Origin of the sequence: Blastococcus haudaquaticus (assembly GCF_900230285.1) — a bacterium.
Lineage (GTDB): Bacteria > Actinomycetota > Actinomycetes > Mycobacteriales > Geodermatophilaceae > Blastococcus_B > Blastococcus_B haudaquaticus.
On the sequence record NZ_OCNK01000002.1, the window covers coordinates 234893 to 258740 of the forward strand.

Here is a 23848-nt window from a genome sequence, read left to right on the forward strand (position 1 = left end):
CTGTAGGCGGGTGTGCGGTCGGGACTACTCGGTGATGCCGGACTCGTAGACGTCGATCAGCTCGCCGACGTCCTCCCAGGAGGTGCCGTCGAAACGCAGCATCTGGTAGTCGTGCACCAGGCGGCCGCTCTCCCCCGCGATCAGGTCGGCGCCGGGAACCAGCACGTCGCTCTCCTCGCCGTCGATCGCCATCCAGGCCTCGTTGAAGGCCTCGCTGGTGATCTCCTCGTCGCCGATCGACTCCAGCGCGGACAGGACCGCCTGGCAGGCCCCGTAGCCGTTGGCGGTGAAGGTGAGATCCGGGTCCGCCCCCTCGCCGTACTGCTCGATGACCTCGCGGTAGCGCTGGATGCCCTCGTCGTCGGCCCATCGGGAGTCGGACGGGTCCTTGAGCCAGGCTGCTCCGTAGATGCCCTCGGCCGCGTCCAGGCCGGCGGGCTCCAAGTTGGTCTTGATGGAGGTGCCACCCGAGTACACGATGACCTTCACCGGCCAGCCGATCTCGTCGATGTACTTGATCGCGTTGGCCTGGCCCGCGGTGCCGGGGTTCATGTACAGGACGTTCACTCCGGCGGCCTGCAGCTGGTTGAGCTGCGAGGTCCAGTCGGCGAGCGTGGGCTCGACCCGCAGCCGGTTCTCCTCCGGGAAGACCGTCGCGGCGTCCCCGCCGAGACCTGCCTCGATGCCCGCGATGTGGCTGTCGGCCAGCGTGTTGTTCAGGGAGATCAGCCCGATCTCGGGCGCGGGGAACTCCTCCGGGTGGTCCATGACGTAGCTGGTGACGGCCTCGGCCTCCCAGCTGAGGTCCGGCCACCAGGCGTGCGTGAAGGGGAATTCGTCGACGCGGCTGAACTCCGCGTTCCCGGCCAGGACGATGTGCGGGACCTGGCTCTCGTTCATGTAGGGCTGGATGGCGACGTTGGTGCCGCCGAAGGAGATGAACGCCGCGACCTGCTCCTGCTCGACGGCCTCCCGGGCGTTGGCGGTCAGCCGTGCGGGGTCGTACGCATCGTCGGCGGCGGTGTACTCGATCTGGCGCCCGTTGACGCCGCCGTCCTCGTTGGCCGCGGCGAAGCAGGCGGCGATGGCCTGGCTCGCGTTGGAGAAGACGGCGTACGGCCCGCTGAACGGGAAGCTGCCGCCGATCTTGATGGCCTCGTCGGTGACCCCCTGCGCGCCACCGCCGCTCTCCGCCTCGCGGCGGTCGGAACCGCCACAGGCGGTGGCCGACATCGCCACCACCAACGTGATGGCGGCAACCCCCCGCGTCCGCGGGATCGTGCGTCTGGTGGACCGGCTCATGACTGTTCCTCCTGTGATCGAGCGTTGGTTGAGCTGCGCCGGACGAGCCGGTTGCGCGCCTGCCTGACCAGTCCGGCCAGTCCGCGGGGGAAGAAGTAGATGACGAGCAGCAGGGCCGCGGCGTAGACCACCTGTTGCCACTGACCCGCCGCCGCGGGATCGACGAACCCGCCGAGGCTCTCGGGGACGAAGACGACGAACGCGGCGCCGATGATCGCCCCGACGAACGACCGGCTACCGCCGACGACGGCGCCGGCGATCAGCGAGATCGACAGCAGGAAGGTGAAGCTGTCCGGCGTCGACGTGCGGGTGGTCAGGTGGAACAGGGCACCGCCCAGGGCCGCCACCGCCGCACTCACGGCGAACACCGCGACGGTGATCCGGTTGGTCGGGATGGCGTGCGCCGCCGCCATGACGCGCGAGGACGCCGCGGCGTCGAGGGCTCGTCCCATCCGCCCGCGCAGCATGTTGGAGAGCAGCCAGAAGACGACCGCCAGGACGACGAGGTTGACGAGGAACAGCCACTGCGGGGACGAGAAGGGCAGGCCTGGTGGGGCCTCCACCCGCGGGGTGGTCTTCCCGAAGGGGCCGCCGGTCAGCCAGTCCAGCCGGGTGAGCAGCGGTGGCAGGAGCAAGGCGATGGCCAGAGTGATGAGCCCGAGGTTCATGCCACCCAGTCGCAACGCCGGCAGACCCAGCAGGGCCCCGACCACCAGGCCGACCACCAGCGACGCCAGGACCGCCAGCGGCCACGGGACGCCGTGGTCGGCCACCAGGATCGCCGTCGTGTACGCGCCGATCCCGAACAGCGCGCCGTGGCCGGCCGAGATGGTGCCTGCCCAGCCCAGCAGCAGGTTCAGTCCGCCGATCGCGATGGCGAAGGTGACCACCCGGTTGAGCTGGAAGAACTGGAAGTCGCTGATGACGCTCGCCGGGGCGAGGGCGGCCAGCAGCAGGACGACGGCGAGAGCCGCCGTCCACCAGGCAGTCCGCAGGCCGACTCGCGGGGCGGGTGGAAGTGCGTGCGACGTCGACACGGTGATTTCGCTGTCCCTCTCGGCCGGGGGTCGGACGACGGCCGGGGTCCGCGCGCCGCTCATGCCCGCACGCTCGAGACCCGGCCGAACAAACCCTGCGGGCGGAGCAGCAGGACGAGGAAGATCACCGCGAACGGCACGACCAGCTGCAGGTCCGAGCCGATGCCCGGGATGTAGCGGCTGGCGAGGTTGGCGGCGACGCCGAGCACGAGGCCGCCCACGACTGCGCCGCCGCGGCTCTCGAACCCGCCCAGGGTGGCGGCGGCCAGCGCCAGCAGGAGGGAGCTGTCCATCATCGCGGGCGACACCCCCAGCGTCGGCGCGAAGATGACGCCGGCCACCGCACCGACGGTCGCGGCCAGCCCCCAGCCGAGCGCCAGCATCCGGCCCACGTCGATGGAGAGGAGTCGGGCCGAGGCGGGGTTCTGCGCGGCGGCCCGCATCCGCAGGCCGAGGGTCGTGAACCGGAAGAAGGCGCCGGCCAGCAGCAGCGTCACCAGGACGACTGCCGCGGCCCCGAGCTGCTGGGCGGTCAGCCGGGCGCCGAACACCTCGACGCTGCCGCCACCGAAGGGGCTCTGCAGCTGCTGCGGGTCGTCGCCCCAGATCAGCGCGACGACCGCCTGGAGCCCGATCAGCAGCGCGACCGTCACGGTGAGCATGACGAGGGGGCTCGATCCTTCGACCGGACGGATGAAGACCCGCTCGATCAGGGCCCCCAGGACGAAGCTGGCCGCCAGGACCAGCACGAGGGCGAGCCAGAAGTTCATCCCGTTGCTCACCAGGCTCCACGCCAGGTAGGCCGACGCGGTCGCCATCACGCCCTGGGCGAAGTTGACCGCCCCGGTGCCCTGGAAGACGAGGCAGATGGCCAGGGCGAGGCTGGCGTAGATGAAACCGCTGCCCAGGCCGGACAGGACCTGCTGCCAGAGCTCGGTCATGCCGGCCGGCCGGTCTGCTCGGCGCCGAGGTACGCGTCCTGCACGGCAGTGTTCTCCCTCAGTTCGGCGGCGCTGCCGGACGCGACGACGCGGCCGGATTCGAGGACGTAGGCGCGGTCGACCACCGCGAGAGCCCGCCGGGCGTTCTGCTCCGCGAGCAGGACGGCCAGCTGCCACTCCGCCTGGAGGACGCGGAGGCTGCGCAGGATCTCGGTGGTCACCATCGGGGCGAGCCCGAGCGACGGCTCGTCGACCAGCAGGAGCCGCGGACGGCCGAGGATGGCGCGCGCGATCGCGAGCATCTGCTGCTGGCCACCCGAGAGCGCGCCGGCCTGGCGCCGGGAGAAGTCGCGCAGAATCGGGAACAGCTCGTGAACCGCTGCGAGGTCCTCCTTCACCTGACCACGCAGCCGCGATCCGCGGGCGAGAGTCCCCAGCGTGAGGTTCTCCTCGACGGTCAGGTCGACGAAGGTGCCGCGGCCCTCCGGCACGTGGCCCACGCCGAGCCGGGCGACGCGGTGTGCCGCCCAGCCGGTGACGTCCCGCTCGTCGAAGACGACCGCGCCCTCCACCGAGACCGTTCCCGAGATGGCCCGCAGCGTCGTGGTCTTGCCGGCACCGTTGGCGCCCAGCAGGGCCACCATCTCCCCCCCGGTGACCGCGAGGTCCATGCCGTGCAGTGCCTGGACGCCGTCGTACGCGGCCCGCACCCCGGTGAGCTGCAGGAGGGTCATGACTCGGCCTCGTCACCGAGGTAGGCGGCGAGCACGCGGGGGTCCTGCCGCACGAGCGAGGGCTCGCCCTCGACGACGAGCTTCCCGAAGTCGAGGACGGCGATCCGCCGGGCGACGCGCATCACGAGTGCCACGCTGTGCTCGACGAGGAGCAGCGTCGCTCCCGAGCGCTCGGCGAGCCCGGTGAGCAGGTCGGCGAACTCCAGGGCCTCCGTGTGGCTGATGCCGGCCGCCGGCTCGTCCAGCAGGACGAGCCGCGGCTGGGCGACGAGCGCCCGCGCCAGCTCGACCCGCCGGCGCAGGCCGTGCGGGAGGTCCGCGGCCCTGGCGGCGGCGAGCGGCAGGAGGCCCATCAGGTCCATCGCCTCGGCGGAGCGCTCGCGCAGGTCGGTCTCCTCGCGGCGGGACCGCAGCGTGAGCACCATGTGCGAAAGCAGCCCTGCGCGGGTCTGCGAGAACCCGCCCAGCATCACGTTGGCCAGGACCGTGTCGTCCTCGATCAGGGTCGGTGTCTGGAACGTGCGCGCGATGCCGAGGGCCGCACGGGCGTGCGGCGACTTGCCCTCGAGCGACTCCCCCGCCAGCTCGATGTCGCCCTCACCGCGGTAGATCCCGCTGATGCAGTTGAAGAGCGTGGTCTTGCCCGCGCCGTTCGGCCCGATCACCGCGGTGACGCCGCCGGTGGGCACGTCGAAGCTCACGCCGTCCAGGGCGCGGAGCCCGCTGAAAGTGATCGACAGATCCCGGATGGACAGGACGGGACGCTGCTGCGCGGAGTCGTCCGTCCGACCCGTCGAGGCGGCGCTCGGAGGGGCGGTCATGTGATCCGACCCGGTGGGCTCGTGTGACGCATGACACCGGACAGTACGGATTGATGGCGCCATCTCGGTTGGCGCAGTGAACAGGATTCACCAGGTCTGTCGTGCACGCTGCCAAAGCGATGCCCAGGGTCAGCGCACTAGCGTCCGTCCTGAGCTGTCGCCCACATCACTTCCCGCCTCCCGGGCGTGGAGGCCTGCGCGGCGCGCGGCGCCTGTCCGGGCGCACGGCAGCTCGTCCGTCATCAGCGGGAGACCGGCGCTCCCCGAGCACCCGAGGAGAACCGATGCACCCGACCTCCCTCAGCCCCTTCCCGCCGGGGCCGGCGACCCTGCAGGAGGTCAGCGACGGCATCTACGCCTACCTCCAGCCCGACGGCAGCTGGTACCTCAACAACACCGGCTTCCTGGTCACGCGCACCGGCGTGATCAGCGTGGACGCGACGTCCACGGAACGGCGCACGCGCGCCTACCTCGAGACCATCAGCCGGATCTCCGACCAACCGGTGCGGACCCTGGTGAACACGCACCACCACGGTGACCACACCTACGGCAACTACCTGTTCGCCGGGGCCACCATCGTCGCCCACGACCGGACCCGCGAGGAGCTGCTGGCCGCCGGCCCGCCGGCGAACCTGGGACTGTTCGACGACGTGGACTGGGGGGACGTCGCGGTGGCTCCTCCCTTCCTCACCTACGACCGCGGGGTCACGCTCTGGGCCGACGACCTCCGGTGCGAGGTCCGCCACGTCGGAACGCCCGCGCACACCACCAACGACTCCATCGTCTGGATCCCGGAGCGGTCGGTGCTGTTCTGCGGCGACCTGCTGTTCAACGGCGGTACACCGTTCCTGCTGATGGGCTCGGTGGCCGGCGCGCTCGAGGTCCTCGAGACCGTCGTCCAGCCGCTGGGCGCCGAGACGATCGTCTCCGGCCACGGACCCGTCTCCGGACCGGAGCTCGTCGACGACATCGCCGGCTACCTGCGGTTCGTCCTCGACGTCGCGGCCAAGGGCCGGGCGGCCGGCCTCACCCCGCTCGAGACCGCCCGGGAGACCGACCTCGGCGCGTATGCCGAGCTCACCGACGCCGAGCGCATCGTCGGCAACCTGCACCGGGCCTACCGGGAGCTGGACGGTGCCGAGCGGGGCGCCCCGATCGACATCGTGGCCGCACTCCAGGACATGGTCGCCTACAACGGCGGCCGCCCCCTCACCTGCCTCGCCTGACCGACAGGAGCACTCCCATGCGCTGGTCCACCTACCTCTCCCCCACCGACGGCCGCGAGCACGTGGCCCTCTCCCGCGACGGCCGCCTGCACGGGCTGCGGAACGTCTCCAGCTTGCTCGAGTTGCTGGGCGACGGCTTCGAGGAGCGGATGGCCGAAGCCGCCGAGCTCGCTGTGCGCGACCCGTTCGAGGTCGTCGAGGAAGAGGGGGCCCGATTCCTCGCGCCGATCCCCTCGCCACCGTCCGTCCGCGACTTCATGGCCTTCGAGGAGCACGTCAGGACGAGCAGCGAGGCCCTGGGCCAGAGCGTCAACCCGGTCTGGTACGAGATCCCCCTGTTCTACTTCACCAATCCGGCCGCGGTGCACGGCCCGCACGACGACGTCGCCGTCTCCCCCGGGTCCGTGCGGTTCGACTACGAGCTGGAGATCGCCGCGGTCGTCGGCCGTGGCGGCAGCAACCTGGAGCCGGCCACGGCGGAGGGCCACATCGCCGGCTACATGGTGCTGTGCGACTGGAGCGCGCGCGACCTGCAGGAGCAGGAGATGCGCGGCCTGCTCGGGCCCGCCAAGGGCAAGGACGGGGCGACCAGCTTCAGCCGTTACCTCGTCACACCGGACGAGCTGGCGCCCTACCGCGCCGGCAACGCCTACGACTTGGCCATGACGGCGCAGGTGAACGGTGAGCAGTACTCCCGGGGCACGTTCTCCACGATCTACTGGAGCTTCGCCGAACTCATGGCCTATGCCTCGCGGGGCACCACCCTGCGGCCGGGCGACGTCATCGGCAGCGGGACCGTGGGCACCGGCTGCATCCTCGAGCTGTCCCGCGTGCACGGGGAGGAGAAGTTTCCCTGGCTCCGAGCCGGCGACCAGGTCCGTCTCGAGGTCGAGCACGTCGGCGTGATCGACGCCAACGTCGTCCCCGGACCCGCGGCCGTGCCGCTGCGCTGAACGATGGTCAGCGGACGACGGCGGAGGCGCTCCGGCGCTCCCGCGGTCGCTAGTCTCCGGCGATGCCCATGTGCACAGACATGTCGGGTCTCGTAGTGCATCCCGACAACCCGGGGCCCGCGTGACCGGCCGCCGCGCTCCTCGGGGGACGGGCGCCGTCGCGCCGCCGGTGGCCGGTCCCGATCACCGCTGGGCCGCGGCCATGTCGATCAGCGCCGACCTGCTGCGTGCCGTCAACCGGGACGCCACGGTCCCGGATGTGCTCGCCCTGGCGGCGCGCCACGCATGCCGGCTGCTGGGGACGGAGTTCGCCGCCGTCTTCCAGGTGGCCGACGGCGACCGCCTGGTGGTCGGTGGCTCGCACGGCCTCAGCGCCCAGTACGTCGACCTGGTGAACAACGCCGAACCGCTCACCTTGTCGGTCCGGAGCTTCCGGACACCGAGCACCAGCGCTGTGCTCGGCGGCCATGCCATCGCCCTGTCCGACGCCCTGGCCGATCCCGACAGTGCCCAGTGGGCCGACATGGCGAAGATGCAGGGCTACCGCGCGCTGCTCGCTGCCCCCATGCACGGGCTGGGTGGTGTCGCCCTGGGCTCGATCACGGCGTACAGCCGGACCGTTCGCGATTTCACCCCTGAGGACGTGCGTCTGATCGAACTGCTGGCCGAGCACACGGCGGGCGCCCTGGAAGCGGCGCGCCGTCGTGACGACCAGAACGTGGAGGCCGACCAGCTCCGGCTGCGGAGCGCACAGGCGGCCGCTGACGGTGAACGCCGCGCCCGGCTGCTGCGCCTGCACGTCGAGCTCTGCGACGCCGTGCTGGCCAGCCGAGGAGTCGCCGGCATCGTCGAGGCCGTGGCCGAGGCGGTCGACGGCTCCGCCGCAATGTGGGACACCGGTCTGCGGGTCAGTGCCTGGTCGAGCACCGGACGGGGCACCGACGACCGTGAGGAGCTGCTGTCCCGCCTCCGCGCGGCGGCGGAGGCCGCGCAGACGAGCCCGCCGACGAGCACGGTGGGGGTGCTGCGGGCCGGCTCTGTCGGTCCGCCGACCTGGGTCGCCCCCATCGCTGTCCACGACCACGTGCGCGGATGGCTGACCGTCACAGGCCCCGGCCTGGACCTGCTGTCGTCGGCCGACCCGGCTGACATCACGCTGCCCGTGGCCCTCGAGCTGCAGGCCACCCAGCACCAGGTCGAGATCGAGGCCCGTATCGCGAGCGACCTGCTGACCGAGCTGCTGGCCGACACGGCGGAGATCCGGGCCCCCATGCTCCACTCGCGGGCCGAAGCGCTCGGCCACGACCTCCGCGCACCTCACTTCGCAGCTCTCCTGACTCCGACGCCGACAGCTGCGGGCCGGCGGCCCGAGCGCATCGCCCAGGCGCGAGACCTCTCTCGCCTCACGACGCGGCTCGTGCACATGTCACCCCGGCCGCTGATCGGGATCATGGACGGAAAGCTGCTGGCACTGGTCCCCCAGCGCGCCGCCGAGCCGTCCGGGCCGACACCGGTCGACACGGGCGACGGCGCCATGCTGACGCTCCTGACCGACGCAGCGGCGGCCCTGTACCCGGACCGCCGCGTGCACGTCCTGGTCAGGCGCGACGTCCTCGGCGTGGCGGCGTACCGCAGCACGTACCTCCTGCTCGCGCGAGCCGCCGAACTGCTGACCGAGCACTCCCCCGACCTGCTGGACATCGGCCAGTTCGGTCTCTACGGGGTCATGCTGGACTCGGGCCCCGGCGAGGCGCTGACCGACTTCGCCCGCACGCTCCTGGAACCGCTGGCGACCTCGAACGCGAGCAGCAGATCAGCTCTGCTGGCGACGCTGGAGAACTGGCTGGCCAGCGGCACGTCCGTGCACGAGTGCAGCCGGCGCATGTACCTGCACCGCAACACGGTGGCCTATCGGCTGCGCAAGATCGAGGAGATGCTGAGCGTCGACCTGTCGAAGCCCGACGACGTCCTGAGGATCCAGCTGGCCATGGTCGTCGCCACCGTGTCGGGATGGCTCACCGCGCGGTAGATGTCCGGGGGAACGCCGGACGGAACAGCGCGCAGCCGTCCGGCGCTGCACCACCTGTGATGGATGCGGCGGTGCGGCTCTCCCTGCTGGACCGGTCGCGCACCCGGGCCGGCGAGGCCGACTCCGCGGCCCTCGCCGGCACCGTCGGACGAGCCGTGTCCGCCGAGCAGCTCGGGTTCGAGCGCTTCTGGGTCGCCGAGCACCACGGCGTGCCCGGCGTCGCCGGCGCCGCGCCGGCGGTGCTGCTGGCGGCCATCGCAGGGCGGACGACGACGATGCGGCTGGGCTCGGCCGGCGTGATGCTGCCGCACCACCAGCCGCTCGTCGTCGCGGAGCAGTTCGCCACCCTGTCGGCGTTCGCGCCCGGCCGGATCGACCTCGGACTGGGCCGGTCCTCGGGCTTCACCGCGCCGGTGCGCCGGGCACTGCGCGAGACCGAGCACGATTTCGCCTCGGACCTGGCCGAACTGCGCTGCTACCTCACCGGCGACGCCGAGATCACCCTGCACCCGCAGCCGGACGGTCCGGTGCCACTGCACGTGCTCGCCACTGGTCGCGGCCTCGACGTCGCCGCCGACCTCGGCCTGCCGGTCGTGGTGGGTGGCCCGCTGCTGGGTGTCGCGGGTGATCCGGAGCCGGGACTCGCGGCACTGGCCGGCTACCGCCGGTCCTTCCGGCCCTCGGCGCAGCAGCCGGCGCCTCGGGTGGCGATCAGCCTCGACGTGCTCGTCGCCGACACGGCCGCCGAGGCCGCGGACCTGGTGCTGCCCGAGGCGTGGGCGATGGCGCAGGCGCGCACCACCGGGATCTTCCCCCCGCTCGACCCGGTGGCCGTCGTCCGGAGGGCCACGCGCACGCCGCGGCAGCAGCAGTACCTCGACCAGACGGCCGCCGGTGCCGTCGCCGGCACTCCGGACCAGGTTGAGAGCCGGCTCGCCGAGCTCCTCGAGCGCACCGGCGCCGCCGAGCTGGTCGCCAGCAGCAGCACGTTCGACCGGGGCGCGCTGGCGGCGTCGGACGCCGCGCTGGCCGCGCTGTTCGGCCGTGGCTCCCGCACGCTCCCCTCCCCGGAGCAGCTGTCGGCTTGACCTGGCGTGTCGGCCAGGACGACGACGGGGCCGCCGTCCCGCGGGACGCGGGTGGGGACATGCCTGGCCCCACCGCCCTGACACGCGACGCCGGGCCGGTCGCGGACCTTCCCCGGCGGCCGGAGCATCGGCATGATCACGGAACCGCGACCGGAGAACCGGAGCACGCCCTGGGCGAGGAGGCGACATGGAGCTCGACGACCTCCGGGGCATCGGCCTCTTCTCCCGGACCGGGGACGACCAGTTGCGCACCCTGCTCGACAGCGGCACCGAGGTCCGCTTCGAACCCGGCGACGTGGTCTTCCGGGAGAACGAGCCGGCGGAGTTCTGGTGGGTCCTCCTGGACGGCGCCATCGACCTGGTGCGGCACGTCGGGCGCGAGGAGACCCGGCTCGGTGCCATGGACGTCCCCGGCAGGTGGGCCGGCGGGTTCCGCGCGTGGGACGAGCACGGCGCCTACCTCGCCACCGGACGGGCGACGACGTCCGGACGCATGCTGCGGGTGCCCGCCGGCGCCCTGCTCGCGCTCTGGACGGACCGCTTCCCGCTCGGGCTCTCCCTGATCGAAGGGGTGTCCCGCTCGGCGCGGAACTACGAGGCGATGGCCCGGCAGCGGGAGGCTCTCCTGGCGCTCGGCACGCTGGCCGCCGGACTCGCCCACGAGCTCAACAATCCGGCGGCCGCGGCCACCCGCGCCGTCGACGCGCTCGGGAGCGCGTTCGACGGGATGCTGTCCGCCCTCCGGCGGCTGGCCGCCGCCCCTGTCACCGCCGAGCAGTTCTCCCGGCTGGACGCGCTGCGCGCCGAGCTGGGCCCACGGCCGGCCGAGAGCCTGCTCGCCGCCGCGGATCGCGAGGACGAGGTGTCCGACTGGCTCACCGGGCACGGCGTCGGACGCCAGTGGGTGCTGGCCCCGGCGCTCGCCGCCGCCGGAGCCGACGTCGCGTGGTGCGACCGGATGGCGGAGGCGCTGGGCGATGACCGTCTCGACCCCGCCCTGGACTGGGTCGCGAGCACGGTGTCCGCGACGAGCCTGCTCGAGGAGGTGAAGGAGTCCACGCGGCGCATCTCCGACCTCGTCGCCGCGATGCGGAGCTACTCCCAGCTCGACCGCGCGGCGATGCAGCTGACAGATGTGGCCGAGGGGCTGGAGAGCACTCTCGCCATGCGCGCCTACCGCATCCCCGCGGGTGTGGCCGTCGTCCGCGACCACGATCCGCAGGTCCCCCGCATCGAGGCCCTCGCGGCCGAGCTGAACCAGGTGTGGACCCAGCTGATCGACAACGCCCTCGATGCGATGGACGGCTCCGGGACCCTGCGCGTGACGACGCGCCTCGAGCACGGCGATGTGGTCGTGGAGATCGGCGACACCGGCGCGGGCATGACACCGGAGACCCAGCGGCACGCCTTCGACCCCTTCTTCACGACCAAGGGCGTCGGCGAGGGGACCGGGCTCGGGCTGGACATCTCCCGTCGCATCGTCGACCGGCACCACGGTGCCATCGGCATCGAGCTGCGTCCCGGGGAGACGGTGCTGGCGGTGCGCCTGCCGGCCGCCCGGCCGGAGGGCGCCCGGAGGTAGCCGGCCCTCGGAAGGCACTCCCGACGGATCGTCCGCCCTGGTTGACTCACCGCATGGTCACCCCCCTGCCGGAGCCGGACCCGCTGATCGATCCGACCGAGCCCGTGCCGGACGACCCGTCCGAACTGCTCCCGGACGCGCCCGAGCCGCTCCCGCCGCCGCCCATCGAGGCGACACCGGACGATCCGGGCGGCGACCCCGGCGGCGTGCCCGAACCGGCCTGAGGCTCCGCTCAGTCGCGCCGGTGCCGGCTCTCGGGCACCGAGCCCGTGTCGGTGAGCTCGCGGGCGATGTCCAGCAGCTTCCGGTTCAGCTCCTGCGAGACGCGGGCGAGGACGCCGAAGGCCTGATCCGCGGTGAGCCGGTGCCGCTCCATCAGGATGCCCTTGGCCTGCCCGATCACGTCCCGGTTCTGCATGCCCGTGCGCAGGTGCGCCTCGTGCTCGGCGCCGGCGAGGGCGACGGCGGCGTGGCTGGCGAAGACCAGGCCGATGTCGACGCTGTCGTCGTCGAACGCCCCCCTCGTGCGGGAGTACAGGTTCAGGGCACCGAGCTGGTCGCCGGCCACGAAGAGCTGGAAGCACAGCATGCTGCCGACCCCCAGGTCGGCGGCCCGGCGGGCGAACTGGGGCCAGCGGTCCTCGTTCGGCAGGTCGTCGACCCGGACGACCTCGTGGTCCCATGCCGCATCCAGGCAGGGGCCCTCGCCCCGCTCCTGCTGCGACGCGTCCAGGGTGCGCGGCAGGTCGCTCGTCGCGGCCCGCGACTCGATCGTGCGGCGTCCGACGACGTAGCTGACGCCGCACTCGTCGGTGTGCGGGACGGTGCGGACGGCGGCCGCGGTGATCGCCCGGAGGGTCTCCTCGACGTCGCCGTGCTCCGCCTGCAGGTGCCGCGCGACGCTGCTCATGACGTCGCCCAGGCGCGGCGGGGCGTCGCTCCGGTCCTGCCGGTCCTCCTGCGCAGCCGTCATGGGGAGAAGCTACCCGCAGGGCGGTCCCGCGAGGACTTCCTCCGCCTGGCCGGACGGGGGTGGCCCGGCCCGACCGCCGACGACCGTGACCGGAACCTCTCCGGCGACACGCCGTGCGGAGTTCGAGTAGCCGCCCGCGCGGGCATGACGCTCCCGCACACACCGGGTCCAACAGCCGCCCGTGTCCTTCCCCGCCGCTGAGGACCCTCGATGACGCACGCCCCTGCCCGGACGCTCGCCCTGAACGACCAGACCCTCGACCAGCTGCCGTCGCACATCTCCACGCCGGACTACGATCGCGGCGCCCTCCGCCCCGGCATCGTGCACATCGGCGTCGGTGGCTTCCACCGTGCCCACCAGGCCGTCTACCTCGACGAGCTCGCCCGGCTCGGCGAGACCGGATGGGGCGTCGTCGGCGTGGGCCTGCACAGCCGGGAGATCGGCGAGGTGCTGGAGGCGCAGGATCGCCTCTACCTCGTCGTCGAGCGGGCCCCCGACGGCGACGAGGCCCGGGTGGTGGGCGCCATGACGCGCTACCTCTACGCGCCTGACGACCCGGAGGCGGTGCTCGCCGCCCTCGCCGACGAGAGCACCCGCGTGGTGTCGCTGACGATCACCGGCACCGGCTACCGGATCGACGCCCACTCCGGGGAGTTCGACGCCGACGACATCCACATCGAGCGCGACCTCGAGGACCCGGGCAACCCGGACACCGTGTTCGGCTACCTCGTCGAGGGTCTGTGCCGGCGGCGCGACGCCGGGCTGCCGCCGTTCACCGTCCTGTCCTGCGACAACATGCAGAACAACGGTGCCGCCGCCCGCACGGCCGTGGTGTCCTTCGCCCGGTTGCGCGACGGGGAGCTGGCCGACTGGATCGACGAGCACGTCGCCTTCCCGAGCAGCATGGTCGACCGGATCACGCCGTCCACGAGCCCGGAGGACCGCGACGCCGTCGCTGCCCACACCGGGGTGGACGACGGCTGGCCCGTCGTCACCGAGCCCTTCCGCCAGTGGGTGGTCGAGGACTCCTTCTGCAACGGTCGGCCGCCGCTCGAGCGGGTCGGCGTCCAGTTCGTGGACGACGTGCGGCCCTACGAGATCCTCAAGACCCGGCTGCTCAACGCGGGCCACACCGCCATCGGCTACCTCGGCTACCTCGCCGGTCTGCGGACGACGGACGAGCTGATGGCCGACCCGGTGTTCTGCGCCTTCATCACCCGGCTGATGGCCGACGAGATCGCTCCCCTGCTCCCGCCGGTGCCCGGGGTGGACATCGAGGCCTACCAGGTGACGCTGCTCGAGCGGCTGAGCAACCCCCGCATGGCCGACCAGCTGGCCCGGCTGGGCCGGCGGGGCTCCAGCAAGATCCCCTCCTACCTGCTCCCCTCGGTCCGCGAGGCGATCGACCAGGGCCGTCCGTACGACCTGCTGTGCCTCGCCGTCGCCGGCTGGCTGCGCTACATCCGCGGCCATGACTACGCCGGCGAGGAGGTCCCGATCGAGGGGCCCCGCCCCGATCTGGTGCCCATCGCCCGCGAGGCGGGCATCGATCCCGGGCCGCTGCTGTCGGAGATGAGCATCTTTGACCACATCGGCCGCGACCCGCGGTTCGCCGAGCCGGTCCGGCTGGCCCTCGAGGCCCTGGAGCGGGAAGGCCCCCGCGAGGTCATCGAGCGCTACCTCGCGACCGGTCAGCAGGACGCGGCGTGACCGGGCACGTGGACGTGCAGCCGGGGACGGTTCTGCTGTGCGACGCCGACGGGACGCTGTTCCCGTCCGAGGAGCCGGCCTACGAGGCGTCGGCAGGGGTGACCAACCGGTACCTGGCCTCCCTCGGTGCCGACCGGCCGTACGGTCCCCGGGAGCTCCAGCGGATGACCAACGGCAAGAACTTCCGGGGCGCGGCGGCCGAGCTCGCCGGGGCCTTCGGGCGCGAGCCGGTCCCGTCCGACCTCGAGCGCTGGATCGCGGAGGAGAAGGACGTCGTCACCGCGCACCTGCGCACGGTGCTGCGTCCGGACCCGGAGGTGCAGAAGCCGCTGACCCGCCTGGCCGAGCGGTTCGGGCTGGCGATCGTCACCTCCAGCGCCCGCTCGCGCATGGACGCCTGCCTGGAGGTGACCGGGCTGGCCCCGCTGTTCGCGGCCGACCGGCGGTTCAGCGCCGAGGACTCGCTGCCCGAGCCGGTCAGCAAGCCGGACCCCGCGGTCTACCTGCACGCGGGCCGGGAGCTCGGCATCGACCGGGCGCAGGGCATCGCCGTCGAGGACTCCCTCAACGGCGCCCGCTCGGCGGTCGCGGCCGGCTACCGGACCATCGGGATCGTGCTCTTCGTCCCCGAGGAGGACCGGGCGGTGCGCTCGGCGGCGCTGCTGGCCACGGGCGCGGACACGGTCGTGTCGTCGTGGAGCGAGCTGGCCGACCTCCTCCTGTAGGGCGGCGCGATACGGTCGACCGGCCCACTCGACCTGCACAGGAGGCCGCCCCATGACCGAAGTGCTGCTCGCCGTGGTCGCGGTCCTCGCCGTGCTGGCCGTGATCATCCTCGTCCTGCGCCGGCGGAACCTCGCGGCTCAGCGGGCACCCCGGCGGCGGGTCGACCCGCTGGCGGACGAGCCCGACGTCTACGACCCGCACAAGATCGGCGTCGGCGACGTCATCACCTACGCGGGGATCGACCACGTCGTCCGCGGGACGATCGTGCTGGAAGAGGGTGGCACGGTCTGGCGGGAGCACCTGCTCGACGGCTCCACCGGCCGACGCTGGCTCACCGTCGAGGACGACGAGGGCGACCTCGAGATGACGCTGTGGATGCGCCGCGAGGGCACCAACCTGACCCCTGACGGCGACGTCGTCCTCGACGACCGCGTCCACCGCCAGATCGAGCGCGGCCGGGCCGCCTACACCGCCGAGGGCACCACGGGGACGCCGCCGTCGGGCTCGATGGACTACGCCGACTACGCGACCGCCGACAAGACCGGGCTGATCGCCTTCGAGCGATGGGCGCCCACCCAGTCGTGGGAGGTCTCGACGGGGCGCGCCGTCACCCGCGGGGAGCTCACCGTCTACCACTCCACCCCCGACGCATGACGGTGCACCAGCTCGAGGTGCAGCCGCGCGACGTCGCCGCGGGCGCGCTCGGACTCGTCCTCGACGCCCCGGCCCCCACGGCGCTCGCGGAACTGCGGTTGGACGACGGCGCCGGCGGCGTCCTGGTCCTGGGTGTGCTCGGCGCCTCCCACGTGGTGACGGCGAGCGTCGCCGGGCACCGTCTCACCGAGCAGGTGTCCTGCGACGCGGTCGCCGCCGGCGGTCGGCCGCTCCCGCGCCGGACCCGGTCCGGCGGCTACGAGCTGACCTCCACCGTGTCCGTGCTGCCGCGCACCGAGCTCGACGCCACCGCCGCCCGACTGCGCGCCCTCGCCCTGGAGGACCCCGCGTGGCTGTGCGGTGCCTTCCCCGGCTCCGGCAGCGCACTCACCGCGATGACCGGCACCGCGCTGGCCGAGGGAGGCTGGACCTGGGACACGTGGCATCTGTACCCGGCCACCTCTACGGACACGGACGCGGGCGAGATGGTCACGACCTGCAGCAGGTGGACGCCGTGAGGGCCCGGCGCGTCGCCGTCGTCACCGTCACCGCCCTGGCGCTCACCGCCTGCGGCAGCGGCAACGACGCCCGCGGCTTCATCCGCGACACCTACGAGCAGCAGAGCTCGGACGGTGACACCGCCACGTACTCCTCCCCCGACCCGGTCGGGACCACCACAGAGACCATCGTCGACGCCGTCGACCCGGTCGAACGGCAGGCCGACGGCGGCAACGAGTACCTGCGCTACGACGACGACATCGTCATCGTCAGCCCGGCCACGAGCGGGAGCAGCGTGCGCGTCGAGGACCTCGACGGCCGCTACCGCAGCGGTGCATTCATCTTCCTCGGACCCGGCTTCCGTCCCGGCTCCCCCGCGGGGGGCGGCGGCGACGGCGGTCCCGGGGACGGCAAGTGAGCCCGGCCGCCACCCTCCCCCCGACCCCCACCGACACCGACACCGACACCGACATTGGGAGTGACCCGACGTGACCGCGACCTACCAGGCACTGGACTTCGGCACCGTCGAGGGCGACCTGCTGGGTCAGGGCGTCGTGGCGACGCTGCTGTTCTTCCTGATCGGCTTCGGCGTGCTCGCGCTCGGCTTCCTGGCGCTGGACCTGCTGACCCCGGGCAACCTGCGCACCCAGGTCTACGTCGACCACAACCCGAACGCGGCCATCCTCCTGGCCTCCAACCACCTCGCGCTGGCGATCATCGTGGTCACCGCGATCATGACCAGCGCCGACAGCCTCGGACAGGGCCTGGTCGACTCGGCCGTCTACGGGCTCCTGGGCGTCGTGCTGCAGGCAGCCGCGCTGCGCCTGCTCGACGCCTTCGTGCCCGGCCACCTGCGCGACATCGTGAACACCCCGCGGATGAGTGGGTCGGCGTGGGCCGTCGGCGTGAGCCTCGTCGCCATCGGCGCGGTGAACGCCGCCGCGCTGTCCTGATCCCCGTGACGACGGCGACCGGTCAGACCCCGGCGACGGCCCCAGGTACGACCCCGGGGTCGGCACCGGCCCGGCCGAACGCGACCGGTGTCCGCTCCCGGCCGCTGCTGCTGGCCGCCGTCGCCGTCTGCGCCGCCTGCGGGCTCATCTACGAGCTGGTCCTCCTCACCCTCTCCGCCAGCCTCACCGGGGGCGGCATCACCCAGACCTCGCTGATCGTCGCCGGCTTCGTCGCCGCGCTCGGGGCCGGAGCCCTGCTGGTCAAGCCCTTCCTCGGCCGGGCGGCCACCACCTTCGTCGCCGTGGAGATCGCCCTCGGCGTGGCCGGCGGTCTCAGCGCCGTCACCCTGTACGTCTCCTTCTCCTACTACGGCACGAGCAGCGCCGTGCTGCTGGTGGCCACCGCGGTGATCGGCATCCTGGTCGGTGCCGAGGTGCCGTTGCTCATGACGCTCCTGCAGGCCGGCCGCGGCGGCATCGACGCCGAGGGGTCGGGCAAACTGCTCGCCGATCTCAACGCCGCCGACTACGCCGGAGCGCTGCTGGGTGGTCTGGCCTGGCCCTTCGTCCTGCTCCCCCTGGCCGGCCAGGTCCGCGGCGCCGCACTGACCGGCATGATCAACCTGGTCGCGGCAGCCGTCGTCGCCGCGTTCCTGCTGCGCCGTCAGCTCAGCACCCGGGCCAGGCGCGGCGCCACCGCCGCCCTGCTCGCGGCGGCCGCCGTGCTCGGAGTGCTGCTCGTGCGGGCGCAGGACATCGAGGTCACGGCACGGCAGCGGCTCTACGACGACCCGATCGTGTCCGCCCAGCGTTCGGCCTACCAGGAGATCGTGGTCACCGAGCGGGCCGGCGACGTCCGGCTCTACCTGGACGGCGACCTGCAGTTCTCCAGCGTCGACGAGCACCGCTACACCGAGGCCCTGGTGCACCCGGTGCTCGCGCGCGACCCGGCCCGGGTGCTGATCCTGGGCGGTGGCGACGGGCTGGCCGCACGCGAGGTGCTCCGCCACCCATCGGTCCGCGAGGTCGTGCAGGTGGAGCTGGACCCGGCAGTGATCGACCTCGCCCGGGGCCGCCTGGCGACGCTGAACGGCGACGCACTGGCCGATCCGCGCGTCGACGTGGTCGTCGAGGACGCCTTCCGATGGCTGCGCACACCGGACGCGCGCGGCTTCGACGCCGTCGTCGTGGACATGCCGGATCCGGACACGCCGGTGCTCGGCCGGCTGTACTCCACCGAGTTCTACGGGCTGGTGTCCGCCGCGCTGGCGCCCGACGGGCTGGTGGTCGTGCAGGCCGGCAGCCCCTACTCGACGCCCACCGCCTACTGGCGCACGGTCGCCACGCTCGCCTCGGCCGGCTTCGGGACGTCGCCGTACCACGTCCTCGTCCCGAGCTTCGGGGACTGGGGGTTCGTGCTCGGGCAGGCCGGCACGGACCCGCCGGGGCTGGTGCTGTCCACCCAGGCGCCGGCACTGCGCTTCCTCGACGACGCCGGCCTGCAGGCCGCCGGTGTCTTCCCCGCCGACCGGCGCCCGCAGGTCCTCGCGCCGTCGACGCTGGACCGCCCCCGGATCGTCGAGGACATGCGCCAGGGCTACGTGGGCTGAGGCGCAGTGGGCTGAGGCGCAGTGGGCTGAGGCGCAGTGGGCTGAGGCGCAGTGGGCTGAGGCGCAGTGGGCTGAGGCGCGGTGGGCTGATCCGCGGCCGGCATGGGCGCCGCGGGATCGACCTCGACCGGAGAGGTCACCGCGCCACCGGTCAGGGTGACCGCGACCGCGTTCGTCGCCACCACCATCGCGATGCCGAGCCACTCGTGCGGATGCAGGAGCTGGCCGAGCAGGACGACGCCGACCAGCGCCGCCAGCACCGGGTGCACGCTCATGAAGACGCCGAAGAAGCGCGCCGGGACGAAACGCAGGGCGGTGAGGTCCGCCGCATAGGGCACCACCGACGCCAGCACACCCGCCACCACGGCGTAGCCCAGTGCCGTCGCGGTGAACCGCCCGTCGAGGACGAGCACGACCAGGACCGGCAGGTACCCCAGTGCGCAGAGCAGGGCGGCCACGGCGGGGGCCTGCAGCCCCGGCATCCGGGCCCCCGCGATGCGGTTGAGGACGATGTAGCCCGCCCAGCAGGCGGCCGCCACCAGGCCCAGCGCCAGGCCCGGCCAGTCGCTCGACGGCCCGGGGAGGACGAGCACGTAGACGCCCGCGGCGGCCGCGGCGGCCAGCAGGAGGTCCGACCGCGACCGGGACGCGGCGAGCGCGACCGCCAGGGGCCCGAGGAACTCCAGCGTGACGGCGAGACCGAGACCGAGCCGGTCGATCGCGGTGTACAGCGACAGGTTCATGCAGCCGAAGACCACGGCGAGCAGCAGCACCGGCCACCACTGCGGCCACGTCATCCGCCGCAACGGCGGGCGGGCCAGCGGCAGGAGCACGAGTGCGGCCACCAGCTGGCGCACGGCCACGACGCCCGCCGGGCCGATGGTGCCGAAGGCGCGGGCGCCGAGGGCGGCGCCCACCTGGTTGCTCAGCGCGCTGGCGAGCATGATCCCGGTGCCCCGGACGAGGGACGGTCGGGGCGCCTGGACGGCCTCCCGGACGGTCGCCCCACTCGTCACCTGGCTGGTCACGCGGCTGGTCACGCGGCTGGTCACCCGGCCGAGTATCAGCACGGTCGGACGGCGGGGGAAATGCCGGACGCGCACCCGCCCATACGCTGGGCGCATGGATCCGGAGGTCCGTCAGCTGCGCGCCCTGCTCGCCGTCGTGGACACCGGCTCGTTCACCGCCGCGGCCGACGAACTCGGGTTCTCGCAGGCCTCCGTCTCGCGCACCGTGGCGGCCCTCGAACGCGCACTGGGCGCCCGTGTCCTGCACCGCACCACCCGCGAGGTGTCGCTCACGGCAGTGGGCGCGCAGGTCGTCGGGCACGCCCGTCGGGTGCTCGAGGAGGTCGCGGCGATCCGGCGGGCGGCCGAGCAGTCCCGTGGTGACCTCCGGGTGGGCTATGCCTGGTCGGCGCTGGGCCGGCACACGACCACCGTCCAGCGGCGCTGGTCCGCGGCCCGGCCGGGATCAGCGCTCACGCTCGTCCAGTCGGGCAGCCGCACGGCCGGGCTCACCGAGGGCGTGGCGGACGTCAGCGTGCTGCGCCGCGAACTCGACGACCCGCGCGTCCGGACGGCTCTCGTCGGCAGCGAGCGTCGTTTCGCCGCCATGGCGTCGGACGATCCGCTCGCCCGCCGCCGCAGCCTGACCCTCGCCGACTTCGCGGGGCGCACCGTGGCCGTCGACGCCCGCACCGGCACCACCAGCGAGCAGCTCTGGACGCCGCCGACGGCGCCCGCGGCCACGCGCACGGTGCACGGGATCGAGGACTGGCTCACCGTGATCGCCGCGGGGCAGGCCGTGGGGATCTCCGCCGAGGCCACCGCCGCCCAGCACCCGCGCCCCGGGGTGGCCTACCGGCTGGTCCGCGACGCCCCGCCGGTCCCGGTGTGGCTGGCGTGGTGGGCGGACAGCCCGCCGCCCGACCTGCCGGCCCTGCTGGACCTGGTCCGCGAGGAGTACGGCCACCCCGGGGTTCCGCCGCGTTCCTCGGACGCCGCGCTCAGGCACCCAGCGCCGTCGTCGCCCCCAGGACGACGAGGACCACGCTGAAGGAGCGCTGCGACCAGAGGACGACGACCGGCCGCATCAGCCAGTCGGCCGCGGCCGAGGCGAGCCAGGCGAGGGTCGAGAGCCAGACCACCGCGACGCCGACGTCGATGGCGCACAGCAGCAACGAGTACTGCAGGACCGGGGCACCCTCGCGGACGAACTGCGGGACGACGGCGAGGTAGAAGAGCCCGATCTTCGGGTTGAGCAAGTCGCTGAGGAGCCCTGCGGAGAAGGACCGGCCCAGTCCGGTGGGCGCGGGCGGGGCCGCAGCGCCGACCGGCAGGAGCGCCTGGGCCCGCCCGCGCGCCTCGGCGACCAGGGGGACGACGCCGAGCAGCACCAGGTATCCGGCGCCCCCGAGCCGCAGCGCCTCGACCGTGGAGTCAGAGCCGGTGACCACGGCGGCGACGCCGAACGCCGCCGCCGTCCCCCAGGCCAGCGTGCCCACCGCCACTCCCCCGACGGTGGCCAGCCCCGTACGGGGCCCACCGCGCAGCGCACTGCGCAGCACCAGGACGTCGTCCGGGCCGGGCGAGACCGACAGCAGCACCGTCATCGCCAGGAACGCCCAGATGCCGTCCATCGGAACCCCGATCCGCGAGGTCCCACGCGGGCCTCGCCGGTACGAGGGGCGGGACCGCGGTCCTGATACGCACCGGCGGCATCCGACGCCGAGCCCGTCGCTACCGTCGGGGTCGAGGTGCCGCACCGGGCGGCCGGAACGGAGGCACGCCGCATGGCGAACCTGGAGTCGCTGCGCCGGTTCGGTCTGGTGCTCGAGATGGCCGAGGCCGCCGGCGACGGCGACTGGGCGGCGTGGACGAAGGTGCTCGGCTCCCTCGACGACGACACCCGGGCCGACGTCGTCCGCCAGTCGTCGCTGGTCATCGCCATGCTGTGCGAGCGCGAGGCCGAGCGGCGCGGCATCACCCGCGACCAGTTCCTCGCCCAGTTCCGGGCGGAGGCGATGGACCAGCTCGGCTGACGGGTGGTCGTCCGTATCGTCGGGTCGTGACAGTGGGGACGAACTGGGCGGGCAACCACACCTACCGGGCGCAGCAGCTGCACCGGCCGACGACCCTCGAGCAGGTGCAGGAGCTCGTCTCGCGGGCGGAGCGCATCCGCGTGCTGGGGTCCCGGCACTCCTTCACCGACATCGCCGACTCCACCGAGTTGGTGTCGCTGGAGGCCGTGCAGGCCGAGTCCTCCGCGACGTCCGGCATCGACGTCGACCTCGCCGCCGGGACCGTCACGGTCGGCGGTGGACTGAAGTACGGGGAGCTGGTCGACGTCCTCCGCGACGAGGGCGCCGCCCTCCACAACCTCGCCTCGCTCCCGCACATCTCCGTCGCCGGCGCGGTGGCGACGGCCACCCACGGCTCCGGCGTCGGCAACGGCAACCTGGCCACCGCCGTCGCGGCGCTCCAGCTGGTGACCTCGGACGGCGAGCTGCGCGAGGTCGCGCGGGGCGACGCCGACTTCGACGGCATGGTGGTCGGCCTGGGCGCCCTCGGTGCCGTCACCCGCCTCACCCTCGACATCGAGCCGGCCTTCGACGTGGCGCAGCGGGTGTACGAGGGCCTGGCCTGGGACGCGCTCTTCGAGAACTTCGACGAGATCACCGCGGCCGGGTACAGCGTCAGCCTCTTCACGCTCTGGGGCGCGGACGTGGACATGGTGTGGGTCAAGAGCCGGACCGACCGGGACGCCGTCCCGGACGGCGACCTGTTCGGCGCCACCCCCGCGGAGGTCGAGCGGAACCCCGTCATCGGGCTCGACCCCACCCCGTGCACGCCGCAGCTGGGCCGGCCCGGCCTGTGGTCGGACCGCCTGCCGCACTTCCGCATGGGCTTCACGCCGAGCGCGGGCGACGAGCTGCAGTCGGAGTACCTCGTCCCGCACGACTCCGCGGTGCCGGCGATCCAGGCCGTCCGGGAGCTCGCGGACCGGATCGCACCGCTGCTGCTCACCTGCGAGATCCGCACCGTCGCCGCGGACCGCCTGTGGCTGAGCACCGCCCACGGCCGGCAGAGCGTGGCGCTGCACTTCACCTGGCGCCCGGAGCCCGGGCCGGTCGGTGACGTGCTGCTCGACCTCGAGCGGGCGCTCGAGCCCTTCGGGGCCCGGCCGCACTGGGGCAAGGTCTTCCGGGCCGACGCCGCCACCGTCGCCCCCTTGTACGAGCGGCACGCCGATTTCCTGGCCCTCGCCGAGCGGCTCGACCCTCGGGGCGCCTTCCGCAACGACTGGCTGGAGCGCCACCTCCTCGGCGCCGGCTGACCGTCCGCCGGGGTCAGAGCATCCGGAGCAGGTGCCGGTTCCGGCGCAGGACGGTGTGCCGCAGCACGAGTCCGACGTGGCCGGCGACCGCGGCGAGGAACGCGATCTGCGCGGCCACGTGGAGGGGCAGCCAGTCCGTCCCGGCGCCCACCAGCAGCAGCCCGGACACCGGGACGACGACGAGCAGCGCCAGGAGCGCCTTCTCCAGGAGCCCCTCGAACCGCCGCTCCCCCGCGGACAGGTGCTCGGCCCACGGGGGCAGCGGGGTCGTGCGGCGCCAGACGATGCGGACGACGCCGAGCGCCAGCACCAGCAGCCCGAGCAGCACGTGCACCTCCGGCAGGGACAGCCCGTCACCGAACGCGTCGCCGGTGACGACGTCGGTGAACAGCCGGGACGCCTCGTCGTCCTCCGCCGCGTCCAGCGCGTCCTCGCGAGCCTCGATCTCCGCCTCTGCCCGTTCCTCGGCCGCCTCGCCCCGGCCCTCGGCGGCGTCCGCCAGCCGGTCGGCCTCGGCGTCGAGCAGGTCGTCCTGCCGGTCGGCCCCGTCGTCGAGGTCCATGGCCCAACCCATGGCGAACTGCGCGACGATCGCGAGCACGGTCAGCCAGTGCAGGACCTTGGTGACGGCGCCGTAGCCGTGCGGGCCGTTGCGCAGGCGCATCGACGCGCT

25 protein-coding genes are annotated in these 23848 nt (G+C 73.3%); 16 read left to right on the forward strand and 9 right to left on the reverse strand.

Annotated elements, in window-relative coordinates; all coding sequences use genetic code 11:
- Positions 1–24 precede the first annotated feature (24 nt).
- Genes CRP30_RS07740 through CRP30_RS07760 form a run of 5 tightly spaced genes read right to left on the reverse strand, consistent with a single transcriptional unit; the run spans position 25 to position 4835 of the window.
- Positions 25–1302 carry an ABC transporter substrate-binding protein gene (locus CRP30_RS07740; RefSeq protein WP_097183385.1) on the reverse strand — a complete coding sequence of 426 codons (1278 nt, stop codon included), beginning with the start codon at positions 1300–1302 and terminating at the stop codon, positions 25–27.
- On the reverse strand, positions 1299–2402 hold the full coding sequence (locus CRP30_RS07745) for a branched-chain amino acid ABC transporter permease (protein WP_097183386.1): 1104 nt from the start codon (positions 2400–2402) through the stop codon (positions 1299–1301). Before CRP30_RS07745 ends, CRP30_RS07740 begins: the two co-directional genes overlap by 4 nt.
- Entirely contained in the window at positions 2399–3280 is an 882-nt protein-coding gene (locus tag CRP30_RS07750; RefSeq protein WP_097183387.1) for a branched-chain amino acid ABC transporter permease, read from the reverse strand. Before CRP30_RS07750 ends, CRP30_RS07745 begins: the two co-directional genes overlap by 4 nt.
- On the reverse strand, positions 3277–4014 hold the full coding sequence (locus CRP30_RS07755; RefSeq protein ID WP_097183388.1) for an ABC transporter ATP-binding protein: 738 nt from the start codon (positions 4012–4014) through the stop codon (positions 3277–3279). The genes CRP30_RS07750 and CRP30_RS07755 overlap by 4 nt, the downstream gene beginning before the upstream one ends.
- Entirely contained in the window at positions 4011–4835 is an 825-nt protein-coding gene (locus tag CRP30_RS07760) for an ABC transporter ATP-binding protein (RefSeq protein ID WP_159961605.1), read from the reverse strand. Before CRP30_RS07760 ends, CRP30_RS07755 begins: the two co-directional genes overlap by 4 nt.
- 284 nt (positions 4836–5119) lie before the next feature.
- On the opposite strand from CRP30_RS07760, the gene CRP30_RS07765 reads away from it, so the two are divergent.
- The 6 genes from CRP30_RS07765 (at position 5120) to CRP30_RS22730 (ending at position 11937) form a co-directional block, all read left to right on the forward strand.
- Complete coding sequence (locus CRP30_RS07765; protein ID WP_097183390.1) at positions 5120–6061, forward strand: MBL fold metallo-hydrolase; 942 nt, start codon at positions 5120–5122, stop codon at positions 6059–6061.
- A gap of 17 nt (positions 6062–6078) precedes the next feature.
- The gene (locus CRP30_RS07770; RefSeq protein WP_200814612.1) at positions 6079–7014 is read left to right on the forward strand and encodes a fumarylacetoacetate hydrolase family protein; all 936 of its coding nucleotides are present in this window, start codon (positions 6079–6081) and stop codon (positions 7012–7014) included.
- A gap of 121 nt (positions 7015–7135) precedes the next feature.
- A complete protein-coding gene (locus CRP30_RS07775) occupies positions 7136–9043 on the forward strand; it encodes a helix-turn-helix domain-containing protein (protein WP_143278421.1) in 1908 nt (635 codons plus the stop codon).
- 71 nt (positions 9044–9114) lie between these two features.
- On the forward strand, positions 9115–10131 hold the full coding sequence (locus CRP30_RS07780; RefSeq protein WP_200814613.1) for an MsnO8 family LLM class oxidoreductase: 1017 nt from the start codon (positions 9115–9117) through the stop codon (positions 10129–10131).
- A 187-nt stretch (positions 10132–10318) separates the two neighbouring features.
- Positions 10319–11713 carry an ATP-binding protein gene (locus CRP30_RS07785; RefSeq protein ID WP_097183393.1) on the forward strand — a complete coding sequence of 465 codons (1395 nt, stop codon included), beginning with the start codon at positions 10319–10321 and terminating at the stop codon, positions 11711–11713.
- A 53-nt stretch (positions 11714–11766) separates the two neighbouring features.
- Positions 11767–11937 (forward strand): hypothetical protein, encoded by a 171-nt coding sequence (locus tag CRP30_RS22730; protein WP_200814614.1) that lies wholly within the window; start codon positions 11767–11769, stop codon positions 11935–11937.
- Between the two features lie 8 nt (positions 11938–11945).
- Here CRP30_RS22730 and CRP30_RS07790 read toward each other — a convergent pair whose 3' ends face one another.
- A complete protein-coding gene (locus CRP30_RS07790) occupies positions 11946–12686 on the reverse strand; it encodes a GAF and ANTAR domain-containing protein (protein ID WP_097183394.1) in 741 nt (246 codons plus the stop codon).
- A gap of 210 nt (positions 12687–12896) precedes the next feature.
- Here CRP30_RS07790 and CRP30_RS07795 point away from each other — a divergent pair, with 210 nt between their 5' ends.
- From CRP30_RS07795 to CRP30_RS07825, 7 genes are all read left to right on the forward strand, one after another.
- Positions 12897–14396: a mannitol dehydrogenase family protein gene (locus CRP30_RS07795; RefSeq protein WP_097183395.1), complete on the forward strand. Its 1500-nt coding sequence runs from the start codon at positions 12897–12899 to the stop codon at positions 14394–14396.
- Positions 14393–15121 (forward strand): HAD family hydrolase, encoded by a 729-nt coding sequence (locus CRP30_RS07800; RefSeq protein WP_097183396.1) that lies wholly within the window; start codon positions 14393–14395, stop codon positions 15119–15121. The genes CRP30_RS07795 and CRP30_RS07800 overlap by 4 nt, the downstream gene beginning before the upstream one ends.
- A gap of 52 nt (positions 15122–15173) precedes the next feature.
- The gene (locus CRP30_RS07805; protein ID WP_097183397.1) at positions 15174–15776 is read left to right on the forward strand and encodes a DUF4178 domain-containing protein; all 603 of its coding nucleotides are present in this window, start codon (positions 15174–15176) and stop codon (positions 15774–15776) included.
- Positions 15773–16294: a DUF2617 family protein gene (locus CRP30_RS07810; RefSeq protein WP_097183398.1), complete on the forward strand. Its 522-nt coding sequence runs from the start codon at positions 15773–15775 to the stop codon at positions 16292–16294. Before CRP30_RS07805 ends, CRP30_RS07810 begins: the two co-directional genes overlap by 4 nt.
- Positions 16291–16692 carry a DUF4247 domain-containing protein gene (locus tag CRP30_RS07815; RefSeq protein ID WP_097184051.1) on the forward strand — a complete coding sequence of 134 codons (402 nt, stop codon included), beginning with the start codon at positions 16291–16293 and terminating at the stop codon, positions 16690–16692. Before CRP30_RS07810 ends, CRP30_RS07815 begins: the two co-directional genes overlap by 4 nt.
- 70 nt (positions 16693–16762) lie before the next feature.
- A complete protein-coding gene (locus CRP30_RS07820) occupies positions 16763–17227 on the forward strand; it encodes a DUF350 domain-containing protein (RefSeq protein ID WP_097183399.1) in 465 nt (154 codons plus the stop codon).
- Between the two features lie 5 nt (positions 17228–17232).
- On the forward strand, positions 17233–18837 hold the full coding sequence (locus tag CRP30_RS07825) for a polyamine aminopropyltransferase (protein WP_097183400.1): 1605 nt from the start codon (positions 17233–17235) through the stop codon (positions 18835–18837).
- Here CRP30_RS07825 and CRP30_RS07830 read toward each other — a convergent pair.
- Positions 18825–19889 (reverse strand): EamA family transporter, encoded by a 1065-nt coding sequence (locus tag CRP30_RS07830; RefSeq protein ID WP_200814615.1) that lies wholly within the window; start codon positions 19887–19889, stop codon positions 18825–18827. The two genes, CRP30_RS07825 and CRP30_RS07830, sit on opposite strands and share 13 nt — an antisense overlap.
- Before the next feature lie 70 nt (positions 19890–19959).
- Here CRP30_RS07830 and CRP30_RS07835 point away from each other — a divergent pair, with 70 nt between their 5' ends.
- Positions 19960–20895, forward strand: coding sequence for a LysR family transcriptional regulator (locus CRP30_RS07835; protein ID WP_097183401.1), 936 nt, complete (start codon positions 19960–19962; stop codon positions 20893–20895).
- On the opposite strand, the gene CRP30_RS07840 is transcribed toward CRP30_RS07835, so the two are convergent.
- On the reverse strand, positions 20846–21478 hold the full coding sequence (locus CRP30_RS07840) for a LysE family translocator (RefSeq protein WP_097183402.1): 633 nt from the start codon (positions 21476–21478) through the stop codon (positions 20846–20848). The genes CRP30_RS07835 and CRP30_RS07840 overlap by 50 nt on opposite strands.
- Positions 21479–21631: 153 nt before the next feature.
- On the opposite strand from CRP30_RS07840, the gene CRP30_RS07845 reads away from it, so the two are divergent.
- Both CRP30_RS07845 and CRP30_RS07850 read left to right on the forward strand, forming a co-directional pair.
- The gene (locus tag CRP30_RS07845; RefSeq protein WP_097183403.1) at positions 21632–21880 is read left to right on the forward strand and encodes a hypothetical protein; all 249 of its coding nucleotides are present in this window, start codon (positions 21632–21634) and stop codon (positions 21878–21880) included.
- A 26-nt stretch (positions 21881–21906) separates the two neighbouring features.
- Positions 21907–23175, forward strand: coding sequence for a D-arabinono-1,4-lactone oxidase (locus tag CRP30_RS07850; RefSeq protein WP_097183404.1), 1269 nt, complete (start codon positions 21907–21909; stop codon positions 23173–23175).
- 13 nt (positions 23176–23188) lie between these two features.
- Here the strand turns inward: CRP30_RS07850 and CRP30_RS07855 are convergent, their stop codons facing one another.
- A complete protein-coding gene (locus CRP30_RS07855) occupies positions 23189–23839 on the reverse strand; it encodes a cytochrome b/b6 domain-containing protein (RefSeq protein WP_097183405.1) in 651 nt (216 codons plus the stop codon).
- Positions 23840–23848 lie beyond the last annotated feature (9 nt).

Excerpts from the sequence above, each read along its gene's own strand:
- CRP30_RS07795 (WP_097183395.1), top strand. The coding sequence starts at position 12,897 with ATGACGCACGCCCCTGCCCGGACGCTCGCCCTGAACGACCAGACCCTC.
- CRP30_RS07755 (WP_097183388.1), bottom strand. The coding sequence starts at position 4,014 with ATGACCCTCCTGCAGCTCACCGGGGTGCGGGCCGCGTACGACGGCGTC.
- CRP30_RS07770 (WP_200814612.1), top strand. The coding sequence starts at position 6,079 with ATGCGCTGGTCCACCTACCTCTCCCCCACCGACGGCCGCGAGCACGTG.
- CRP30_RS07765 (WP_097183390.1), top strand. The coding sequence starts at position 5,120 with ATGCACCCGACCTCCCTCAGCCCCTTCCCGCCGGGGCCGGCGACCCTG.
- CRP30_RS07745 (WP_097183386.1), bottom strand. The coding sequence starts at position 2,402 with ATGAGCGGCGCGCGGACCCCGGCCGTCGTCCGACCCCCGGCCGAGAGG.
- CRP30_RS07785 (WP_097183393.1), top strand. The coding sequence starts at position 10,319 with ATGGAGCTCGACGACCTCCGGGGCATCGGCCTCTTCTCCCGGACCGGG.
- CRP30_RS07855 (WP_097183405.1), bottom strand. The coding sequence starts at position 23,839 with ATGCGCCTGCGCAACGGCCCGCACGGCTACGGCGCCGTCACCAAGGTC.
- CRP30_RS07845 (WP_097183403.1), top strand. The coding sequence starts at position 21,632 with ATGGCGAACCTGGAGTCGCTGCGCCGGTTCGGTCTGGTGCTCGAGATG.
- CRP30_RS07790 (WP_097183394.1), bottom strand. The coding sequence starts at position 12,686 with ATGACGGCTGCGCAGGAGGACCGGCAGGACCGGAGCGACGCCCCGCCG.
- CRP30_RS07840 (WP_097183402.1), bottom strand. The coding sequence starts at position 21,478 with ATGGACGGCATCTGGGCGTTCCTGGCGATGACGGTGCTGCTGTCGGTC.
- CRP30_RS07805 (WP_097183397.1), top strand. The coding sequence starts at position 15,174 with ATGACCGAAGTGCTGCTCGCCGTGGTCGCGGTCCTCGCCGTGCTGGCC.
- CRP30_RS22730 (WP_200814614.1), top strand. The coding sequence starts at position 11,767 with ATGGTCACCCCCCTGCCGGAGCCGGACCCGCTGATCGATCCGACCGAG.
- CRP30_RS07760 (WP_159961605.1), bottom strand. The coding sequence starts at position 4,835 with ATGACCGCCCCTCCGAGCGCCGCCTCGACGGGTCGGACGGACGACTCC.
- CRP30_RS07810 (WP_097183398.1), top strand. The coding sequence starts at position 15,773 with ATGACGGTGCACCAGCTCGAGGTGCAGCCGCGCGACGTCGCCGCGGGC.
- CRP30_RS07740 (WP_097183385.1), bottom strand. The coding sequence starts at position 1,302 with ATGAGCCGGTCCACCAGACGCACGATCCCGCGGACGCGGGGGGTTGCC.
- CRP30_RS07750 (WP_097183387.1), bottom strand. The coding sequence starts at position 3,280 with ATGACCGAGCTCTGGCAGCAGGTCCTGTCCGGCCTGGGCAGCGGTTTC.
- CRP30_RS07835 (WP_097183401.1), top strand. The coding sequence starts at position 19,960 with ATGGATCCGGAGGTCCGTCAGCTGCGCGCCCTGCTCGCCGTCGTGGAC.